Consider the following 19,234-nt stretch of genomic DNA (forward strand, 5'->3'; position numbering starts at 1 on the left):
TGTGTGCGATTTCCGGCCGGATTTCGCACACGACATCGGTCTCGTTCGTTGTACGGCCGGACACGCAACGCAGCCGTAACACGAAGTTGATGCAGCGGGGTCGATTCGACTCATCACGCTGTGTGCGCGATGGGCGTGGGATCCGACGCCGTCGTCGACCCGGACCTGCGGGTCCACGGCGTGGACGGAATGCGCGTCGTCGACGCCTCCGTCATCCCGGTGCTCCCGTCGTGCAACACCAACGCCCCCGTGATCGCCCTCGCCGAGCGCGCGGCCTCGCTGATCACCGGAACCGAGAGGAGACTGTCGTCTGGGACTACGAGAACGGCGCCGCCGGGCCGGAGAACTACTTGGAGACGAAGACGGTGTGCTTGTCGATCTGACCGTCGGTCGGGGCCCCGAGGTATGCGTGCGTCGCTTCGAACCGCGATTGAAGGTACTCGCCGGCCCCGATCGGTGGATGGATCGGCTCCGCGCCCGGTTCGACACAGGTCGGGATCGCCTCGATCACGGCGTGGTAGTCCGGGGTGACGAAATAGGGCAGCGAATAACGGTGTCCGTGTGTGGGATTCAGCACCCGATGGCGGGTGGAGACGTAGCGGTGGTTGGTCCACCGGGCGATCATGTCGCCGAGGTTGACGATCAGCGCGTCGGGCGGGGTCACGACGTCGATCCATCCGCCGCCTCGCGCGGCGACCTGCAGCCCACCGATGTCGTTCTGGGCGAGCAGTGTCAACGAGCCGTAGTCGGTGTGGGGCGCGACGCCGAGTGTGGTATCGCCGACAGGAACGGGTGCGTAGTGCAGCATACGGAGCGACCCGAGCGGGTCGGTGAACATCGGCACGAAGGCGTCGGCGTCGAGGCCGAGAGCGAGTGCGAGACCGCGCATGAGGTGGGCGTTGATGTCCAGACACGCCTTCGCGTACTCGTCGGCGACACTCTTGAAGTCGGGCATCAGCGAGGCGGGCCACTGTGCCGGACCGTGCAGCGGCGTACCCGCCATCACCTCCGGATGATCGGCCGCACGGTCGGTGGTGATGTCGAGGGCCTCCTTGCCGTCGGCTCCGACGGTGGGGTCGAGTGCCTCGGTCTTCGGCGGCACATATCCGCTGTGACAGGTGGATCTCGCGATGGCGATCTCCATCTTCTCCTCGAAAGGCAGCGCGAAGAAGCGCCGCGCCTGCTCCATCGTCGCCGCGCGGAGGTCGGGGTCGAGTCCGTGACCGGTGACGACGAAGAACCCGAGGTCGGTACACGCGGCGTCGAGCGCGCCGACGACGGCGTGCGGGTCGCTCCCGTCGCGCAGCGGACGCAGATCGATGAGAGGCAGGGCTTCCATAGGTGACTCCTGGACAGAGCGGACGGGTGATCGCTCCGAGTCAACTCCTGCGATACTGCGGATCCGTCTCGCTGAGGTGAGGACCGTGTTACGGGTTCCCGGACCGCGCCCCGACGCAGAGCACCGGGCGAGCCGGATCGAGGAAGTCCGACGGCGACCGTCCGAGCGACGCGATCCTGTTCCGGCACTGCATTCTCCGTCGGCATCACGAACTTCATTCCCTTCCGCCGCCCGAAACACAATCGTCATGAATCGGACACGACCGCTCAACTACCAACCTGGATCGTCTCGACTCGACACATAGCGATTACTCGGAAGGCCCCACCGTATGGTGACAGCAACTTCGACCGCGAGCATCACCACCACTGCGGGAGTGACAGAATCGGTTCCCGCCGAGGGCGTCGTGATGCGCGGTATCCACCGGTCCTTCGGTGAGAACACCGTCCTGCGCGACGTGTCGTTGCATGTGCGCCCCGGCGAGGTCTACGCACTGCTCGGCGAGAACGGCGCCGGCAAGTCGACCCTGATGCGCATCCTCACCGGGCTTCTCCCGCCCGACTCCGGTTCCATTGCGGTGGACGGAGAGTCGCTCATCGACGGAGGCCGGGAACGGATCGCGATGGTCCACCAGCACTTCATGCTCGTGCCGAGCATGACGGTTGCGGAGAACTTCCTGCTCGGCCGGTCCCGCGGAGTGATCGGCCGGAAGCGCCTGCGGCGCAACGAAGCCGAGATCGCCGCCCTCGCGAAGAACACCGGTCTCGCCTGCGACCCCACCGCACGCGTGGAGAACCTGTCGGTCGGCGAGCAGCAGCGCGTCGAGATCCTCCGAGCCCTGCACCTGGGCGCCCGTTACCTGCTGCTCGACGAACCGACCGCGAATCTGGCTCCGGCCGAGGTGCACTCACTGCTCGCACAGGTCCGCCGACTCGCCGCCGAACGCGGCGTCGGGATCGTGCTCATCACTCACCATCTGGAAGAGGTCCTCGAGGCCGCCGATCGGGTCGGTGTGCTGCGGGGAGGACGGCTCGTCGCCGAACGCCCCATCCGCGGGAACGGCGCCGAGAGGGTCACCACCGCCGAACTCGCCCGCGACATGGTCGGCCGTGAGGTCGGGCTCGGTATCCGCCGTGCGGCCACCGAACCGGCCGGGAACCGGATGCTCGAACTGGTCGGTGTGTCCGTCCCCGGTCAGTTGCACGACGTGACCCTGCGGGTCGCATCCGGGCAGCTCGTCGCCGTCGCCGGAGTCGAGGGCAACGGCCAGTCCGCCCTCGAGGACGTCCTGTCCGGGCTCTCCCCCGACTCCACCGGTGCGGTGGTCGTCGCCGAACGGGAGATCGACTCCTCGTCCCCCCGCGCGATGCGCGAGGCCGGTGTCGGCATCGTCCCCGCCGACCGCTACACCCGGGGACTGATCAAGTCGTTGGGAATCGACACCAATCTCGCGATCGACAGCTACACCGATCCCCCGCTCGCCCGTCACTGGGGCCGCCTGTCGCGGGCAGCCGTCCGCGAACGCGCCGAGCGCATCATCGCCGCCCTGTCGGTCAAGGCCCAGAGCCCGCGCACGCTCGCCGGCACCCTGTCCGGTGGGCACGCCCAGCGCGTGGTGCTCGGCCGGGTCCTCGACGGTGAGCCGGACGTCCTCGTCGTCGCCCAGCCCACCCGCGGTCTCGACATCGGCGCCACCGAGTTCGTCTGGGACACGCTCGTCGACCATCGCTCCCGGGGCGCCGCGATTCTGCTCATCTCGTCCGATCTCGACGAGATCTGCAGCCTCGCCGACAGGATCGTCGTGCTCTACCGCGGACGGATCGTCGCCGAGTTCGACGAAGGCCCGTTCGACCGCGAAGCCCTCGGCTCGGCCATGGGCGGATTCCAGGAGGCCGCAGCATGACCGCCACGCTCAGCCCACCGGTGACGACGCCACCCGAGCCGCCCACCGCGTCGCGGATCCGGAGTCTCACGACCACTATCGGGGTGCCGCTACTCGCCGTCGCCGTCGGTCTCGCGGCGGGCGGGATCCTCATCGTCCTCGCGGGCGGTGATCCGGGGCAGGCCTACGCGACGATGCTCGACGCCGCTCTCGGCGGCGATACGCAGCTCGGCCGCCTGCTCACGGGTATGACGCCGCTCGTCCTCATGGGTCTCGGCTACGCGATCGCGTACCGCACCGGCTTCATCACCATCGGCGCGCAGGGCCATTACGACGTCGGCGCGATCACCGCGACGGCCGTGGTGCTGAGCATGCCGTTGGGGACGAGCTGGATCGCGATCCCGATCGTCGCCGTCACCGCCGCGGCCGCAGGTGCGTGCATCGGCGGCATCGCAGGCGTGCTGAAGGCGCGGCTCGGGGTCAACGAGATCATCTCGTCGCTCATGCTCAACTACCTCGTCTTCTACACATTGGCGTGGGCGGTGCGCAAACCCCTCGCCAATCCCAACGGTTTCACCCCCGAGTCCGAGCGCATTCCCGACTGGGCCGCACTCGCGACGATTCCCGGCACCCGCATCCACATCGGTGTGTTCGTCGCGATCGCGGCGGTGCCGCTGGTGTGGTGGCTCATGCGTTCGACCCGGTTCGGTTTCGCGTCGCAGATCGTCGGTGGGAGCCCGAGCGTCGCCGAGGCCAATGGCATCTCCGTCGCCCGCACCGTGGTCACCTCCGCTCTGATCAGCGGCGCACTCGGCGGTATCGCCGGCGCGATCATGTTGCTGGGCAGCGAGTTCCGACTGTCGCTGGCGATCTCCTCCGGGATCGGGTTCACCGCGATCGTGGTAGCACTGCTCGGGCGTCGCAATCCGTTCGGCATCGTGCTCGCAGCAGCATTGGTCTCCGGGCTGACCCTCGGCAGTCAGGCGGTGCAGCGTACCCAGGAGATCCCCGCGTCCATCGGCACCGTCGTCCAGGCAGTGATGATCCTGACGGTGCTGCTCGCCAACCGAATCGTGGAGCGTGCTCGATGAACTGGTCCGATGTCCTGGGCGCCGGTGCGCTCGTCCCGCTGTTCACCGCTGCGCTGCGGCTGGCGGTGCCGATCATCCTCGCCGCCGCCGGCGCGTGCCTCGCCGAGCGCTCGGGGCTGATGAACCTCGGTATCGAGGGACAGATGATGGTCGGCGCGATCATCGCGTTCGTGACGGTGTACTACACCGGGCAACCGATGCTCGGCGCCGCCACCGGCGCCGCCGCGGGCCTCGTGATCGCCGCGATCGTCGGCTACCTGACGATCACGATGGCCGTCGACCAGATCATCACGGGGATCTCGGTGGTGATCCTCGGGACCGGACTCGCGTCCTTCCTGTACCTGCAGGTGTTCGGCATGACCGGTACACCGCCGCGCATCCAGGGCACCATTCCCCTCGACCTTCCGGTGCTGTCCGACCTGCCGGTGCTCGGCCCGATCGTGTTCTCGCAGTCCCCGCTCGTCTACCTCGCGCTCGCACTCGTCGTCGCCCTGTGGTGGGTGCTCACCCGCACGGCCTTCGGCCTGTCGATCCGCGCGGCCGGGGAAAGCCCCGAGGCCGCCGACTCGGTGGGCGTCTCCGTCCCCCGCACCCGATGGAGCACGCTGCTGATCTCCGGCGCCGCAGCAGGTATGGCCGGCGCGCTCGTCATCGACAGCCTGGGCTTCTTCCAGGACGGCATCACCGGTGGTCGCGGCTGGATCGCGCTCGGTGTCGTCATCCTCGCCCGGTGGAATCCGCTCGGCGCCATCGTCGGTGGCTTCATGTTCGGTCTCGTCGACGCCTTCCAGCTGCGCGTACAGGCCGCGTCCGGTGGACAGGCCACGTCGGTACCGTACGAGCTGTTCCAGGCCATGCCGTACGCGGTGACGTTGCTCGCGGTCATCGCCACAACCGTGTGGTTCTCGCGCAGCAATTCCCCGAAGGCGCTCGGCATCCCGTTCGTGCCCGCGAAATAGCGTTCCGTCAGCTTTCCCGTCAGTCCTGGGGTTCGCAGTCGCGAGCCCTCCCTTCCCCGAGGAGAACCACGTGAAGAAATTGGGTACCGCTGTGGCGGCCGCCGCCGTCGTCGGAGCCGCCGTGACCGGGTGTTCGAGTTCCGACCCCGGTGGGAGCGGCTCGGCCGACGGGGTCGTCAAGGCCGCGATCATCACCTCGGGTCCGGTCAACGACGTCGGCTGGAACCAGGGCATGGTCGAGGGCGCCGAGAAACTCGAAGCGGAAGGTCTTATCGACCTGACCGTGGTGCAGCAGGATTCGGGCGCGACCTCGGAGCAGATCGCCCAGATCGTCACCGACCTCGCGGAGGACGGCAACCAGCTCATCGTCGGCCACTCGTTCAATTACGGCGAACCCATCAAGGGCATCATCGCCGACTACCCCGACGTGCTGTTCGCCTATCCCGGCGGCTTCGGCGACATCACCGCCAACCTCGCCGACTACAGCCAGCCGTTCTATCAGGGTTCGTTCCTCACCGGCATCCTCGCCGGCGACCTGACGGAGACCGGCATCCTCGCCGGCACCGCCGGTTTCGAGATCCCGGTGTGCAAGGCCCAGATCGAGGCGTTCGCCGACGGCGCGCGCCTGACCTACAAGGGCCCCGGTGAGATCCAGTTGCGTCCGTCCTACATCGGCGGATGGTCCGACGCGGCGGCCCAGACCATCGAGGCCGTCAACGCCCTCGTCGACCAGGGCGCCGACCAGTTCTCCACGTGTGGTGTCGACGCGGCCACCATCGAGGGCGCCAAGCAGCGCGGCGTCGGCGTCGCCGGCTACACGATGGATCAGACCCCGCTGGCACCCCAGAACGTCGTCTCCTCCGTCGTGTGGAATCTCGACGAGGTCCTCCGCGCGATGATCGCCGACGTCGAGGCCGGCAACGTCGACCCGGCGAAGTACTACGAGGTGGACATCACCGAAGGCGGCCTGGACGTCGTCATCAATCCGGCCTTCGCCGACAAGATCTCGCCCGAGGCGATGGCGCTGTTCGAGGAGTACCGCGAGAGGATCATGGCCGGCGAGTTCGAGGTCGAGTACAAGGGCGGCGACTGACCCGGAGCACCTCCTGTAGAACGAACGAGACCGACCTTGTGCGCGATTTCCCACCGGATTTCGCACACAACGTCGGTCTCGTTCCGTAGCTTCGACCTTTGTGACGATCCGACCTATGTTCGGACGCGCTCCGCGCACCACTCCACCAGCGCCGCCGCGAGGTCGTCGCGGGCGGACAGCTGTGGCGCATGGTCGGACTCGAGCGACACGACCTGCGCACCCGGGGTGAGGCGTTGCATCCCCCGTTGGGTGACGAGGGGAACCGAACGATCCAGTGTCGCTTCGACGTACAGGCGTGGCAGGCGCCCGAATCGTTCCGGTGTCCAGCTGGGCGCCATGAGCCGGGTGGTCTCGAGTTGCGGCACGAGTCGGCGCGCGGCACCGATCGCGTCGGCCGAATCCGCCTCGTGGAAGAACACCGCCGCACCGGCCTCCGGGGGCACGATCGTCCCGCGACCGTCCTCGGTGGGTTCGAGCCATCGCGAGATGCCCACCGGCGATTCGAGACCGATTCCGTCGCAGAGCATCCCGAAGTCGACCCCGGACGGAAGCATCATCCCCGCCACATAGGCGACCCCGGTGACACGCTCGGGTAGCATCTCCGCGACCTGCGTGACGACGATGCCGCCACCGGAATGGCCGACGAGGATCACCGGACCGTCGAGCCCGGTCACCCGATCGGCCACGACCGCGGCGACGTCGTCGAGCGTCACGTCGTCGGCGCCCCACGATCCGACACCGGGCAGCGCCAGCGGGTGCGGGACGTGCCCGGCCCGGCGGAGCGGTTCGAGCAGCGTGTCCCACACCCAGCTTCCGGCCCATGCGCCGTGCACGAGCACGACATGACTCACGCGCGGTTCTCCCCCGTCGCCGCCAGCACACGGGCGGCTTCCCGCACGGCAGCGGTGTTGGCCTTGCCGTGCCGCGACCCGGCGAGCTTCGCCTTGATGTGATCGCGGATCAGGATGGGTTCGTAGGGCTCCGGGCCCGCATACTCGGGCAGCGTGGAGACCACCGCGTCGACGTTGCCGTCGTGGAAGAACGCCACCGAACGACGGCGCCGGATCCTGCCGTCGACGATCGGCGGCTTGACGCGGTGCAGCGTCGACATCCACCGGTCGTCGGTGATGCGGGCGGTGAGATCACCGAGATTGACCAGCAGGGCGCCGGGCAGCGGTTCGACGTCGTGCCAGATGCCGTCGGTGCCGAGCACCTGCAGCCCTGCGACCCGGTCGGCCCACAGCACGGTGACGATCCCGAAGTCGGTGTGCTCGCCCATGCCGGTGAGGTCGCCGTCGAGGTCGACAGTGCCTTCGGGCAGCGCGTAGTTGTTCATGCGCAGCACGTCGATCGAGTGGTCGGTGAGCCGCTCGAAGTAGTCGGGGGCCTGCCCGAGCGCGTCGGCGAAGATCCGGGTGAGGGTCCGCGCGACCCGCGAGGCCTCGGTGAAGTAGGTCTGCACGCGGTCCTCGAAGCCGGGGACGTCGGGCCAGACGTTGAGTCCGTAGTCGTCCTCCGACAGGTCCAGGTGGGGGAACGACCGGGCCTCCACGCCGACGTTGTATGCCTCGAAGAAATCGTTCATACGGCTGGCGGATTCGACGCCGAGGCTCAGGCTCAGCGACTCGCTCTTCGGCGGGCTGTACCCGCGGTTCGCACCCACCACCCGATACTGCTGCTTGTCGTCCATCGGCAGACCGAAGAAGTCGTCGAGGGCATCGGCGAGGCCGTCGACCACCGGATCGGAAATGCCGTGTCCGAGAATCTGAACGAATCCCACACGGCTGCAGGCTTCGTCGATCTCACGGGCGACACGAGCTCGTTCGGCCTCGTCGCCGGCCCGAACGTACGGGCCGATGTCGACGGCGGGAACGACGAAGGCGTCAGACGGCGACTGGTTCATGGGCAACTCCGTTGGGAGAGATGGTACCGGCCGAGGTGACGGGGGCCGGCGTGCCGGACCGGGACGCGCGAGCCAGTGTCCCGAGACGAGTGTGGTTCAACAGCAGGTTCAACGAGAACGCCGCGATCGCGGCGAGCGTGATGCCGCTGCCGAGCAGGATCTGCGCAGCGGACGGGAAGCGCTCGAACATGCCCTCGGCGAGTTCGGGCAGCAGACCCACACCCACCGCGACGGCGGCGATCGTCGAGTTGATGCGGTCGGACAGGTCCACCGAGCGCAGCGTGTTGATGCCCACGAGGGCGACGGTGGCGAACAGGATCAGGCCGACACCGCCGACCACCGGCTTCGGCAGCGCCGCGACCACCGAGCTCACCTTGGGCAACGCGCCGAGGACCACGAGGATCGCACCCGATGTGGCGGTGACGTAGCGGCTGTAGACGCGGGTGGTGGCGACCGCACCGACGTTCTGGGTGAAGACGGTGTCGACGAAGGCATTGAAGACACCCGCGAGCACGGCGGACGCTCCGTCGCCGGCGAGTCCACGAGCGATGTCGCCCTTGCTGACGCGCTTGCCGGTGATCTCGGCGACGGCGAGCATGCTCGCGGTGGACTCGGCGAAGACCACTGCCATGACGATGCTCATGGCGACGACCGCGGTGATCGGGAATTCCGGCGCACCGAAGTGGAAGGGCGCGGGCAGACCCACCCACGACGAACCGGTCACGCCGCCGAGGTCGATCAGGCCGAGCGGGACCGCGACGACCGTGCCGACGGCGAGGGCGATCAAGACCCCGAGCTGGGCCCAGATGCCGCGACCGAGGCACAGGAAGGCAACGGCGACGCCGATCACCAGCACGGCCAGGGCGATGTTGGTGGGCGAGGCGAAGGTGGGCGACGACGGGTCGGTACCGACGATCAACCCACCGGCCACGCCGATGAGCGAGATTCCTACGACGGTGAGAACGGCACCGGTGACGAGCGGCGGGAAGAAACGGATGATCCTGGCGAAAGGCCAGGCCAGGGCGAGACCGACGATGCCGCCGATCAGCATGGAGCCGTAGACGGCCTGCAGGCCGTATTCCTTCGCGATGAGGATCATCGGCGTCAGGCCGGCGAAGGTCGCACCGCAGACGATGGGTAGGCGGACACCGATGAGTTTGCCGACACCGAGGCTCTGGACGATGGTGATCAGACCGGCGATCAACAGGTCGGCGCTGATGAGCATCGCGATGGTGTCGCGGTCGAGTCCGACGGCCGCGCCGAAGACCAACGGGACGGTGATGCATCCGGTGTACATGATCAGGACATGCTGGAGGCCGAACGTGAACTGCCGGACGAACGGCAGCCGCGCGTCGACGGGGTGCGGTGAGGTCATATGAACGCTCCCATTTCGGATGCAGTGCTGTATACGGTGCGGGATACAGCTTGGGGGCCGAAGTTTTCGGGCTCGAGTCATCGTGTTTCGCGCGGGTAAGAAACCACTCACCGCACCCGCGTCGGGGCTAGGTCAGTCGTCCGTTCACACGCAGACGGGCGATGCCGCCGTCGGGATAGACGTCGAGCCGCACGAACTCCACCGGTGTCGGCGAATCGACACGGAAACGGTGCCGACAGTCCGGGAGCAACGTTGTCCGCGGCACGAGTTCGACCCAGGACGATTCGTCGGACATCGCGTCCTCACCGGGAATTCCGCTCAGACGCGCCGCCCCCGGTGCGTTGCCGACGAAATAGGAGGTGTCGATCTCGACGTGGTCGACGCAGCCCTGCCCGGCGAGGCGGATCACGACGTAGTCGTTGCCGTCGTCGCGGCGACGGGCGTTCTCCCAGCCTTCTCCCATGTGCCGCGAGCGACCGAGACCGATGATGTTGCGCGGCGACGAATAGAAGCGGTTCGAACACGCGACGACGTCGCCACCGTTCTCGAGGGCCGCGAGATCGATTGTGCCCGTGAGGAAGGCCGGGTCCGGGCGAGCATGGCCGTGCACCCGGAAGCGGGCCACACCGCCGTCTGGAAAGATGTTCAGGCGCAGGTGCGTCCAACGCCGGTCGTCGTCCACCGCGAAGGCATTCGCGGTGTCGCCATTCAGGGCCACCCGCTCGAGGACCGGTTCCCACGGGGCGTCCAGGAGTGCTCGGTCAGTCTGATGGCCGTCGAGGTTCACCCCGTCGACGGACGCGTAGGGCGGGTAGTTGCCGGTGAACCAGGCGGTGTCGATCACGACGCCCTCGACGACACCAGGAACTCCGAGCCGGACCACCGCGAAGTCGTGCCCGGGTTCGCGGCGACGCCGGGTCTCCCACCCGTCGTAGACCTTCCCCTTGTGCCCGAACTCCGACGGATCGAAATCCGGTGCGCCCGGCGAGATCAAATTCTCGCGACTCGCGAAGAACTCGTCGTTCGCGTACACGACGGCCCCGCCCAGCGATCGCGCGGCGAGATCGGGCAGTTGCAGGAAAGCTGCTTCGGTCAACGGTTTTCCTTTCGGGAGAGCAGCGCACCACGCGGTGCGGGGTCGGTGGCGCCGAGGGTGACGGTGAGCGGTTCACCGGCGAGCCAGGTCTGCCGCACGACCCCGGACAGCGCGCGTTCGGCGTAGGGCGTCACGGCATTGCGGTGGTGCAGTCGCTCCGGGAAGACCACGAAGGCGTCGTCGGGCGCGAAGACGCACAGATCGGCACTGTTGCCCACAGCGATCGCACCGCGGTCGGCCAGGCCCACGAGAGCCGCGGTGCGACCGGCCGTCCAGCGCACCACGTCGACGAGTGTGTGCCCGCGCTTGCGGGCCTCCGACCACACGATGGGCAGTCCGAGTTGCAGCGACGAGATACCGCCCCATGCCTCACCGAAGTCGCCGGTGACGAACTTCTTCAGTTCCGGCAGACACGGCGAGTGATCGGAGACGATGCAGTCGAGTGTGCCGTCGGCCAGGCCGCGCCACAGCGCTTCCCGGTTGCGGGCCTCACGGATCGGCGGACAGCACTTGAAATGTGTGGAGCCGTCGAGGATCTCCTCGCTGAACAGCGACAGGTAGTGCGGGCAGGTCTCCGCGGTGACGGGCAGGCCCTCGGCCTTCGCCGCGGCGACGAGCGGAAGGCTTCCCGCGTCCGACAGGTGCAGGATGTGCACGCGGCATCTGGTCTGCCGCGCACCGTCGATCACCTGGGCGACGGCACGGGACTCGGCGACCGGTGGTCGCGAGTACAGGAAGTCGTCGTAGCGGGGTCCGGCCGGCGGGTCCTGCGCGTCGAGGGTCGGTCCGTCCTCGGCGTGCACGATGAGCAGGCCACCGAAGCCGACGATCACGCGCATCGCCTCGATCATCTGCTCACGATCGAGCGGCGGGTACTCGTCGAGACCCGAATACGCGAGGAAGCATTTGAATCCGTACACCCCCGCTTCCCAGAGCGGTTCGAGATCGGCGAGGTTGCCGGGGATCGCACCGCCCCAGAATCCGACGTCGACGGTGACTTGCTCGGCCGCGACCTTCTGTTTCACCTCGAGGGCCGCCACGTCGACGGTGGACGGGATGGAGTTGAGGGGCATGTCGACGATCGTCGTCACTCCCCCGGCCGCGGCGGCACGCGTGGCCGTCGCGAAACCCTCCCATTCGGTGCGGCCGGGTTCGTTGACGTGGACGTGCGTGTCCACGAGACCGGGGAGCAGCACCTCGTCGTCGGCGAGGACGATCTCCCGTACATCGGCCGGAGCGGCACCGTCGTATTCCTCGATCGCGACGATGCGGCCGTCGCGCACGTGGACGGCGCAGCCGCGTTCGTCGTCCCCCATTACGGCGCGTCGCGCGCGGATCACGGTGGTCATCGCGTCACCGCCGTCGGTCGACCCGCGAGCCGGGCCAGGTGGTCGAGATTCGTGCCGGTGCGATCGCATACTTCCTTCTCTGTGAGGGCCCCGCAGCTCGTTCCCCGCAGGAGGAAGGCGGCGAGAGCACGGGCGGTGGCGGGTTCGTCGAGGTATCCCGACGACAGGGCCGGGTCGATGTAGGCCGCGACGCGTCCCGCGGCGGTGGACAGCGACCGGCGGTAGAACGCGAAGGTCGCGGCGTAGCGGGTGGGCAGTTGCGCCGGATGCAGGTCCCATCCCTGGTAGAAGCCGCGGCGCAGCGACCGGTCGATCAGGTGGGCGTGCAGCCCCCATGCCGCGCGGATCTCGTCGCGGGTGCCGACGGGAAGGCGGTTGGTGGAGCCGTCGGACAACCGCACTCCCGTGCCCGCTGCCGCAACCTGCATCGTGGCCTTGGCGTGGTCGGCGACGGGGTGGTCCATCGCCTGGTACTCGGCGGCGATGTCGCACGCGGCCGAGTAGTCATAGGTGCCGTAGTGCAGTCCCGAACAGCGGCCCCGGGCCGCTCGGATCATGGTGGCGACGGCAGCGGTGCCATCGGGTCCGCAGATCGCCTGCGGCGTCTCGATCTGGATCTCGAACCGCAGGGGCGCGGCGAGCGGGTAGGTGGACTCGAGATGCTCGCAGACGGTCACCATAGCGGCGACCTGTTCGGGCGCGGTGACCTTGGGCAGCGTGACGACGAATCCGTCGGGGAGAGAGCACTTTCCGGTCAGTTCGGCGACGAAGGAGTCGAGCGTGCGCAGTCCGCGGCGCCGGGTGGCGGCCTCGAAGGACTTGAACCGGATGCCGACGAAGGGTGTCGCGGTGGGATCGGTCGCGAGCGCGGCGGCGGCGCGGGCGACGTGGGCGTCCTCGTCGGCGTCCCGTTCGTGCTCCGGAATGCCGGGGCGGGTGAACCCGTCCTCGAAGTCGATGCGCAGATCCTCGATCGGTTCGGTGCGCAGTTTGGCCTCCACGAGAGGGAGGACGGCGTCGGCCAGTTCGGGTTCGATGCCGGTGACCGCGGCGAGGTCCGCGGGACCGTCGATGTGGGTGTCGAGGACGTCGAGCGCGTCGGCTCCCCATCGTGCCGCGATCCCGGCGTCGTAGCGGTCGGCCGGGACGTAGACGGTGTGCACTGGTTGGCGGGCACCGTCGGTCCCGGGATAGGTCGCAGTGTATGCCGCGTCGGTGTCCGCGAGCTGCGCGTCGAGCGCAGCCGCAAGCCTGTGCAATCCTGTCGGCACCCGAACTCCTGTCCTGAATCCACGGCTGTATACGTCGTGGTGCGCCGACGTTATCGGCGCCAGGTCATGTGCTCGGTTAACTGCGGTTACGGGCCCGTTACACATCCGTCCCGGTCGACGACGACGTGATCGGCGAGGCCGTAGGCCACCGCCTCGGTCGGCGAGAAGATCCGGTCGCGATCGGTATCGCGGCGCAGTCGGTCGATGTCGCGCCCGGTGTGCGTGGCCAGGATCTCCTCGGTCTGGGCCCGCACCCTCATCACCTCCGCCGCCTGCAGGGCCAGATCGGAGATGGTGCCCTGCCCCTGCGCCGACGGCTGGTGCAGCAGCACCCGCGAATGTGCGAGCACGTGCCGGCGACCGGGGGCTCCGGCCGCGAGCAGCACGGCGACCGCCGAAGCGGCCTGTCCCATGCAATAGGTCGCGACCTTCGGACGCAGGAACTGCATGGTGTCGTAGATCGCGAGCATCGCGGTGGACGATCCACCGGGCGAATTGATGTACAGGCCGATCTCCCGGTCGGGAGATTCGGCCTCGAGATGCAGCATCTGGGCCATCACGACGTTGGCGACCCCGTCGTCGATCTCGGTGCCGAGGAAGACGATGCGTTCGTTGAGCAACCGGCTGAAGACGTCGAACGACCGCTCGCCCGCCGGGGTGCGTTCGATGACGTTGGGGATCGTGTAGGTGCTCATCGTCCCAGTCCCATCTGTCGTCCCGCGACGAACGGCGCCAGTTCGGCGAGCGAACCGACGACCGTGTCGACGATGCCGTACTCGCGTGCCTGTTCGGCGGTGAACCACCGGTCGCGGTCGCTGTCGCGTTCGATTTCTTCGAGTGAATGCCCGGTGGCGTCCGAGAGGATCTGCTGCGACGGCAGTTTCATGTACTCGAGATTTTCGGCCTGGATCGCGATGTCGACGGCCGTCCCCGAGAATTCGGCCGAGGGTTGGTGCATCATGATCCGGCTGTGGGTGAGGCTCGCGCGTTTGCCCTTGGTGCCCGCCGCGAGCAGGACCTGGCCCATACTGGCGGCGAATCCCGCTGCCACCGTGACGATGTCGTTGGGGACGAGTTGCATCGTGTCGTAGATGGCGAGGCCGGCGAAGACGGATCCGCCGGGTGAGTTGATATGCAGGACGATGTCGCGCCGGTCGTCGGCGGAGGCGAGCAGGACGAGTTCCGAGCAGACGCGCTCGGCCATCTCGTCGTCCACCTCTCCGGTCAGTCGCAGGATGCGCTGACGGAAGAGCCTGTCGGCCAGTTGGTCCCGGTACGAGAATGGTTCGGTGGTCGTCATGCAGCCAGCCTGACCCCCGATGGGTGCGAACCGGCGGTTCGTCTGCTCACGGCAGACGGACCGGTCGTTCCGGCAGATCAGTCCCCCGCGGACCGGACGGCGCTGATCACCACCGCGACGAGGACGGCCAGCAGAAGGAGCACGAGCAGGACCGGTCCGAGCAGCAGCACCAGCGTGATCACGACGGCCAGGCCGATCTTCGCCTTGGTGCTGAGTCCGGAAATCAGCCCGCCCAGCGCGGCGAGGGCCGGATTGCGACCCTCCAGCGCGGCTCGGATGCCGGCGAGGACCGCCTGCAATCCCACGCCGCCGCTGGTGACCTCGCCGAGGAGCGAGTCCACCCATCCGCGGATCTTCCGGATCAGTCTCGCCCCGAGTCCCCGGAGTTCGGCCAGTGCGCTGCGGACACCGGCCCGCAGCGCATCCTTCAACCTCTCGAGGAGCGATGTGGGTTCCGGCTGTGCCTGCTCGGGTCGGGTCTGCTCGGATCGTGTCCGCTCACGTCCGGGGCGGGTGGGTTTCCCTGCCCGGGCGTCGTTCGCCGGCGGACGCGGTCGTCGTCTCTCCTTCGGAGGCGCCGGCTTCACACGAGAGCGGGGCGTGGCGTCCGAACGGGTCGATGTCCGAGTGGTCGATCGGGATGAGGTTCGGGTCGAGGTGCGCCGCGAGCCGGTTCCGGGGTCGCGGTCCCGACGCCGTGCAGCGGGTTCGGGTTCGCGGGTGCGACGCCGCGCGGTGGGCTCGGGCTCGCGAGGTCGACGGCTGCGCGTCCGCACAGGCTCGACGGGAGTCTCCGTCTCCGTGGCCCTCGCGCGCGTCGCGGTCGGCCGCCGCGCCGGACGGGAGGTTCGGCGGGCTTCGTTCTGCCGAGCACTCATACCACTCGCCTTCTCTCGTGGACGAGCACGGTGCCTTTCAGTGAACGCCGGATTCCGGGTCCGGTCAACGGCAGACGGAGCGTTCAGCCGGTACGGAAAAAGGGGTGGACCCTGTTCAAGATCGGTAACGGCTCTTGGAAGAATGGTCATCGCCCTCACAGCACACGGGGAGGTGTGCGCATCATCGTTCGCGATGGGGAGTGCGCGCGCGACGTAATCCGAAGGAGCACCGACAGACGTGACCGAGCAATTCAGTTTCGAAACACTCACGCCCACGGCATTTCTCGACCGTTCCGCCCGGGTCTTCCGTGACGACCTCGCAGTGGTGGACGGCGACATCCGTCGCACCTATGCCGAATTGCGCGATCGGTGCCTGCGACAGTCGGGCATGCTGCACGCTCTCGGTGTCGAGCCCGGCGACCGTGTCGCAGTACTCGCGCCGAACACCTCGCTGATGCTCGAGGCGCACTACGGTGTGCTCTACGCGGGCGCCGTGCTCGTCTCGCTCAACACGCGCCTCACCGCGCCGGAACTGCGGTTCATTCTCGAGCACTCGGGCAGCCGGGTCCTGCTCGTCGAGGAGTCGCTGGCCGACCTGGCCCGCGAGGCCACGGCCGATCTGCCGTCGATCACGGTCGTCGGCGACGACTACGAGGACAAGCTCGCCGCCGCCCGTCATCGGTGCGTGCCGCTCGCCGACGAGCGCACCATGATCGCCCTGAACTACACGTCCGGCACGACGGGTGATCCGAAGGGCGTGATGTACCACGCGCGCGGCGCCTACCTGCAGGCCCTGGCGATGGTCGCGCATTTCGGGCTCGACAGCGGATCCACCTATCTGTGGACGCTGCCTATGTTCCACTGCAACGGCTGGACGTTCACCTGGGCCGTCACAGCAGCCGGTGGCACGCACGTGTGCCTGCCCAAGGTCGACCCCGAGCGGATCTGGGATCTCGTGCGCACCGAGAACGTCACGCACCTGTGCGGCGCGCCGACCGTTCTCGCGTCGCTGGTCGACGCCCCGAATGCGGGCGGCATCGACCATCGTGTCGTCGCGGCGATCGGTGGCGCACCGCCGGCGCCCGCCCTCATCGAGCGGTGCACCGCGCTCGGACTCGACATCACGCACCTGTACGGGCTCACCGAGACGTACGGCCCGGCGGCGATCTGCGAGTGGCGTTCGGAATGGGACGTCCTCCCCGAGGACGAGAAGGCACGGCTGCGCTCGCGGCAGGGCGTGGGCAACGTCGTGGCCGGCGAACTCCGCATCGTCGACCCGATGGGATCCGACGTTCCCGCCGACGGTGAGACGACCGGTGAGATCGCGCTGCGCGGCAACAACGTGATGCTCGGTTACTACAACAACCCGGACGCGACCGCCCGCGCCGTGCCGGACGGCTGGTTCCGCACCGGCGACATCGGCGTCATGCATCCGGACGGCTACATCGAGATCCGCGACCGCGCGAAGGACGTCATCATCTCCGGTGGCGAGAACATCTCGTCCGTCGAGGTCGAAGCGGCGCTCATCAGCCATCCGGCCGTTCTCGAGGCCGCCGTCGTCGCGGCGCCGAGCGAGAAGTGGGGCGAACGTCCCGTCGCCTACGTGGCACTGCGCAGCGGCGCGAGTGCCGACGAAGCGGAACTGCGCGCGCATGTGCGTTCGCAGCTCGCCGGTTTCAAGGTTCCCGACAGCATCGTCTTCGGTGCCCTGCCGAAGACCGCCTCGGGCAAGATCCGCAAGGTCGAACTGCGCGAGCGTCTCTGAGCACCGGCCGGGGCGGTTCCCGACGTCACCTCTCGTCGAGAACCGTCCCGGCCCGCTCGGGCAGCGTGAATGCCGCGACCGCGGCGACGACGAACGATGCCGCGAACGCACCGAAGACGAGACCGTTGCCGCCGGCGCCCAGCAGCACCGGCACCAGCAGCGGCGCGATGATCGACGCGAGCCGCCCGAAGGCCGCCGCCGAACCGGTGCCCGCGCCCCGCACCGGCGTGGGATACAGCTCGGGTCCGATCGCGTACAGGGCACCCCACGCGCCCAGGTTGAAGAACGACAGCGCCATGCCCGCCGCGACGATCGTCGACGGAGTCTCGGCGAGCCCGAACAGCCCCGCCGAGACTGCCGATCCGGCGAGGAAGACCCCCAGAGTCAGGCGGCGTCCCCACACCTCGATCAGCCACGCCGCGACGCCGTAGCCCGGTAGCTGGGCGAGCGTGATGAGCAGCGTGTAGCCGAACGAGGTGACCAGGTCGAAGCCCTGCGCGACGAGCAGGCTCGGCAGCCAGATGAACGCGCCGTAGTACGAGAAGTTGATGCCGAACCACACGATCCACAGCGCCGCCGTGCGGCGGCGCAGGTTCGGCGCCCACACCGAGCCTCGGGGTGCGCGCTCGACTTCCGCGACGGTCCGGACGGGCTGTTCGTCCTCCGGAACGGACGTGACACCGGCCGAGCGCTCGTAGTCGCGCACGATCGCCTCGGCTTCCGCGTGCCGTCCGCGACTCTCGAGATAGCGCACCGATTCGGGTAGGCCGAACCGGACGACGAGGGCGTAGGCAGCCGGGACGAGCCCGACGGCGAGCGCCCACCGCCACCCGTTGTCGCCGGCAGGAACGACGAGATAACCGACGAGAGCGGCCAGGAGCCAGCCGACCGCCCAGAACGCCTCGAGGGCCACGACCACGCGTCCTCGCACCTTGCGGGGCGCGAACTCACTGACCAGCGTCGACGCGACCGGCAGTTCGGCGCCGAGACCGAGTCCGACGACGAACCGCAGGACGATGAGCATCGCCACCGAGGTCGACAGCGCCGCCGCGCCGGTCGCGAGACCGTAGACGAGCAGCGTCGCGGCGAAGACCTGCCGGCGTCCGATGCGGTCGGCGAGCAGACCACCGAGGGACGCACCGATCGCCATGCCGACGAAGCCGATGGATCCGATCCACGAGAGCTGCGTCGACGACAGATCCCACTGCACGGCCAGGGCTGCCATGACGAACGAGATCAACCCGACGTCCATGGCGTCGAGGGCCCAGCCCACGCCGGAGCCGGTCAGCAGGCGGCGATGTCTGCCGGTGAACGGCAGGTCGTCGAGCCGCTGGGTGCGAGTGGTCATGCACCGAAACGTACCGCAGCGCTCGGGCGCCGATCAGCCGCGCGCGGCGGCCTCCAGCGCCGACACGTCGATCCGGCGCATCTTCATCATCGCGGCGGTCACGCGCTTCGCGACCTCCGGATCGGGGTCGGCGAGCAGTTCGTTCAGCCGTTTCGGTACCACCTGCCACGACAGGCCGTACTTGTCCTTCAACCATCCGCAGGCGGATTCCTCGCCGCCGTCGGCGGTCAGCGCGTACCAGTAGTGGTCGGCCTCCTCCTGATCGGCGCAGTCGATCTGGAGGGACACCGCTTCGGAGAACCGGAACTGCGGTCCCCCGTTGAGTCCGTAGAAGACCTGACCGTCGAGGAAGAACTCGACCGTCATCGGGGTCCCGGGCGGGACCGGGATGTCGACTCCGGTGGACTCTTCGGTGTAGCGGGTGATCTCACCGATCTCGGAGTTGGGGAAGATGCCGATGTAGAAGTTCGCGGCCTCCTCGGCGTTCATGTCGAACCACAACCACGGAGTGATCCTGGGCATCGTGACTCCTCGTGTCGTCGAATGTGTTCCACTGTCACGAAGGCAGACCCTGTCCGGCCCGGATTC

17 protein-coding genes and 2 pseudogenes are annotated in these 19,234 nt (G+C 68.3%); 7 read left to right on the top strand and 12 right to left on the bottom strand.

Annotation, left to right across the window (positions count from 1 at the left end):
• Window positions 1–120: 120 nt before the first annotated feature.
• Window positions 121–252, top strand: a pseudogene (locus BLV31_RS19405) (GMC oxidoreductase); the annotation flags it as partial.
• A 94-nt stretch (window positions 253–346) separates the two neighbouring features.
• On the opposite strand, the gene BLV31_RS19410 reads toward BLV31_RS19405, so the two are convergent.
• Window positions 347–1,339, bottom strand: a complete 993-nt coding sequence (locus tag BLV31_RS19410) for an isopenicillin N synthase family dioxygenase (protein ID WP_006550608.1) — start codon at window positions 1,337–1,339, stop codon at window positions 347–349.
• A gap of 457 nt (window positions 1,340–1,796) precedes the next feature.
• Here BLV31_RS19410 and BLV31_RS26045 point away from each other — a divergent pair.
• From BLV31_RS26045 to BLV31_RS19430, 5 genes and pseudogenes are all read left to right on the top strand, one after another.
• Window positions 1,797–2,207, top strand: a pseudogene (locus tag BLV31_RS26045) (ATP-binding cassette domain-containing protein); the annotation flags it as partial.
• Window positions 2,196–3,239: an ATP-binding cassette domain-containing protein gene (locus tag BLV31_RS19415; RefSeq protein ID WP_428839083.1), complete on the top strand. Its 1,044-nt coding sequence runs from the start codon at window positions 2,196–2,198 to the stop codon at window positions 3,237–3,239. The pseudogene BLV31_RS26045 and the gene BLV31_RS19415, both read left to right, overlap by 12 nt.
• On the top strand, window positions 3,236–4,309 hold the full coding sequence (locus tag BLV31_RS19420; protein ID WP_006550610.1) for an ABC transporter permease: 1,074 nt from the start codon (window positions 3,236–3,238) through the stop codon (window positions 4,307–4,309). The genes BLV31_RS19415 and BLV31_RS19420 overlap by 4 nt, the downstream gene beginning before the upstream one ends.
• Entirely contained in the window at window positions 4,306–5,268 is a 963-nt protein-coding gene (locus tag BLV31_RS19425) for an ABC transporter permease (RefSeq protein ID WP_006550611.1), read from the top strand. Before BLV31_RS19420 ends, BLV31_RS19425 begins: the two co-directional genes overlap by 4 nt.
• 70 nt (window positions 5,269–5,338) lie before the next feature.
• Window positions 5,339–6,361, top strand: a complete 1,023-nt coding sequence (locus tag BLV31_RS19430) for a BMP family protein (protein ID WP_228044946.1) — start codon at window positions 5,339–5,341, stop codon at window positions 6,359–6,361.
• A gap of 113 nt (window positions 6,362–6,474) precedes the next feature.
• Here the strand turns inward: BLV31_RS19430 and BLV31_RS19435 are convergent, their stop codons facing one another.
• The 9 genes from BLV31_RS19435 to BLV31_RS19475 all read right to left on the bottom strand — a co-directional run bounded on the left by BLV31_RS19435 (window position 6,475) and on the right by BLV31_RS19475 (window position 15,086).
• Entirely contained in the window at window positions 6,475–7,212 is a 738-nt protein-coding gene (locus tag BLV31_RS19435; protein ID WP_064060646.1) for an alpha/beta fold hydrolase, read from the bottom strand.
• The gene (locus BLV31_RS19440; RefSeq protein ID WP_064060647.1) at window positions 7,209–8,264 is read right to left on the bottom strand and encodes an isopenicillin N synthase family dioxygenase; all 1,056 of its coding nucleotides are present in this window, start codon (window positions 8,262–8,264) and stop codon (window positions 7,209–7,211) included. Before BLV31_RS19440 ends, BLV31_RS19435 begins: the two co-directional genes overlap by 4 nt.
• A complete protein-coding gene (locus BLV31_RS19445) occupies window positions 8,245–9,639 on the bottom strand; it encodes a uracil-xanthine permease family protein (RefSeq protein WP_064060648.1) in 1,395 nt (464 codons plus the stop codon). The genes BLV31_RS19440 and BLV31_RS19445 overlap by 20 nt, the downstream gene beginning before the upstream one ends.
• Window positions 9,640–9,766: 127 nt before the next feature.
• The gene (gene alc / locus BLV31_RS19450; protein ID WP_064060649.1) at window positions 9,767–10,735 is read right to left on the bottom strand and encodes an allantoicase; all 969 of its coding nucleotides are present in this window, start codon (window positions 10,733–10,735) and stop codon (window positions 9,767–9,769) included.
• Window positions 10,732–12,084, bottom strand: a complete 1,353-nt coding sequence (allB, locus tag BLV31_RS19455) for an allantoinase AllB (RefSeq protein ID WP_064060650.1) — start codon at window positions 12,082–12,084, stop codon at window positions 10,732–10,734. Before allB ends, alc begins: the two co-directional genes overlap by 4 nt.
• A complete protein-coding gene (locus BLV31_RS19460) occupies window positions 12,081–13,355 on the bottom strand; it encodes a DUF6986 family protein (RefSeq protein ID WP_064060651.1) in 1,275 nt (424 codons plus the stop codon). The genes allB and BLV31_RS19460 overlap by 4 nt, the downstream gene beginning before the upstream one ends.
• 86 nt (window positions 13,356–13,441) lie before the next feature.
• Window positions 13,442–14,050: an ATP-dependent Clp protease proteolytic subunit gene (locus tag BLV31_RS19465; RefSeq protein WP_064060652.1), complete on the bottom strand. Its 609-nt coding sequence runs from the start codon at window positions 14,048–14,050 to the stop codon at window positions 13,442–13,444.
• A complete protein-coding gene (locus BLV31_RS19470) occupies window positions 14,047–14,655 on the bottom strand; it encodes a ClpP family protease (RefSeq protein ID WP_064060653.1) in 609 nt (202 codons plus the stop codon). Before BLV31_RS19470 ends, BLV31_RS19465 begins: the two co-directional genes overlap by 4 nt.
• A gap of 77 nt (window positions 14,656–14,732) precedes the next feature.
• Window positions 14,733–15,086 (bottom strand): hypothetical protein, encoded by a 354-nt coding sequence (locus tag BLV31_RS19475; RefSeq protein WP_006550622.1) that lies wholly within the window; start codon window positions 15,084–15,086, stop codon window positions 14,733–14,735.
• Between the two features lie 685 nt (window positions 15,087–15,771).
• Here BLV31_RS19475 and BLV31_RS19480 point away from each other — a divergent pair.
• Entirely contained in the window at window positions 15,772–17,298 is a 1,527-nt protein-coding gene (locus BLV31_RS19480) for an acyl--CoA ligase family protein (protein WP_006550623.1), read from the top strand.
• Window positions 17,299–17,323: 25 nt separating this feature from the next.
• Here BLV31_RS19480 and BLV31_RS19485 read toward each other — a convergent pair whose 3' ends face one another.
• Window positions 17,324–18,646 carry an MFS transporter gene (locus BLV31_RS19485; RefSeq protein ID WP_064060654.1) on the bottom strand — a complete coding sequence of 441 codons (1,323 nt, stop codon included), beginning with the start codon at window positions 18,644–18,646 and terminating at the stop codon, window positions 17,324–17,326.
• A gap of 33 nt (window positions 18,647–18,679) precedes the next feature.
• A complete protein-coding gene (locus BLV31_RS19490; protein ID WP_064060655.1) occupies window positions 18,680–19,168 on the bottom strand; it encodes a VOC family protein in 489 nt (162 codons plus the stop codon).
• Window positions 19,169–19,234 lie beyond the last annotated feature (66 nt).

The sequence above is a fragment of the Rhodococcus pyridinivorans genome, from assembly GCF_900105195.1.
GTDB classification, from domain to species: Bacteria; Actinomycetota; Actinomycetes; order Mycobacteriales; family Mycobacteriaceae; genus Rhodococcus; species Rhodococcus pyridinivorans.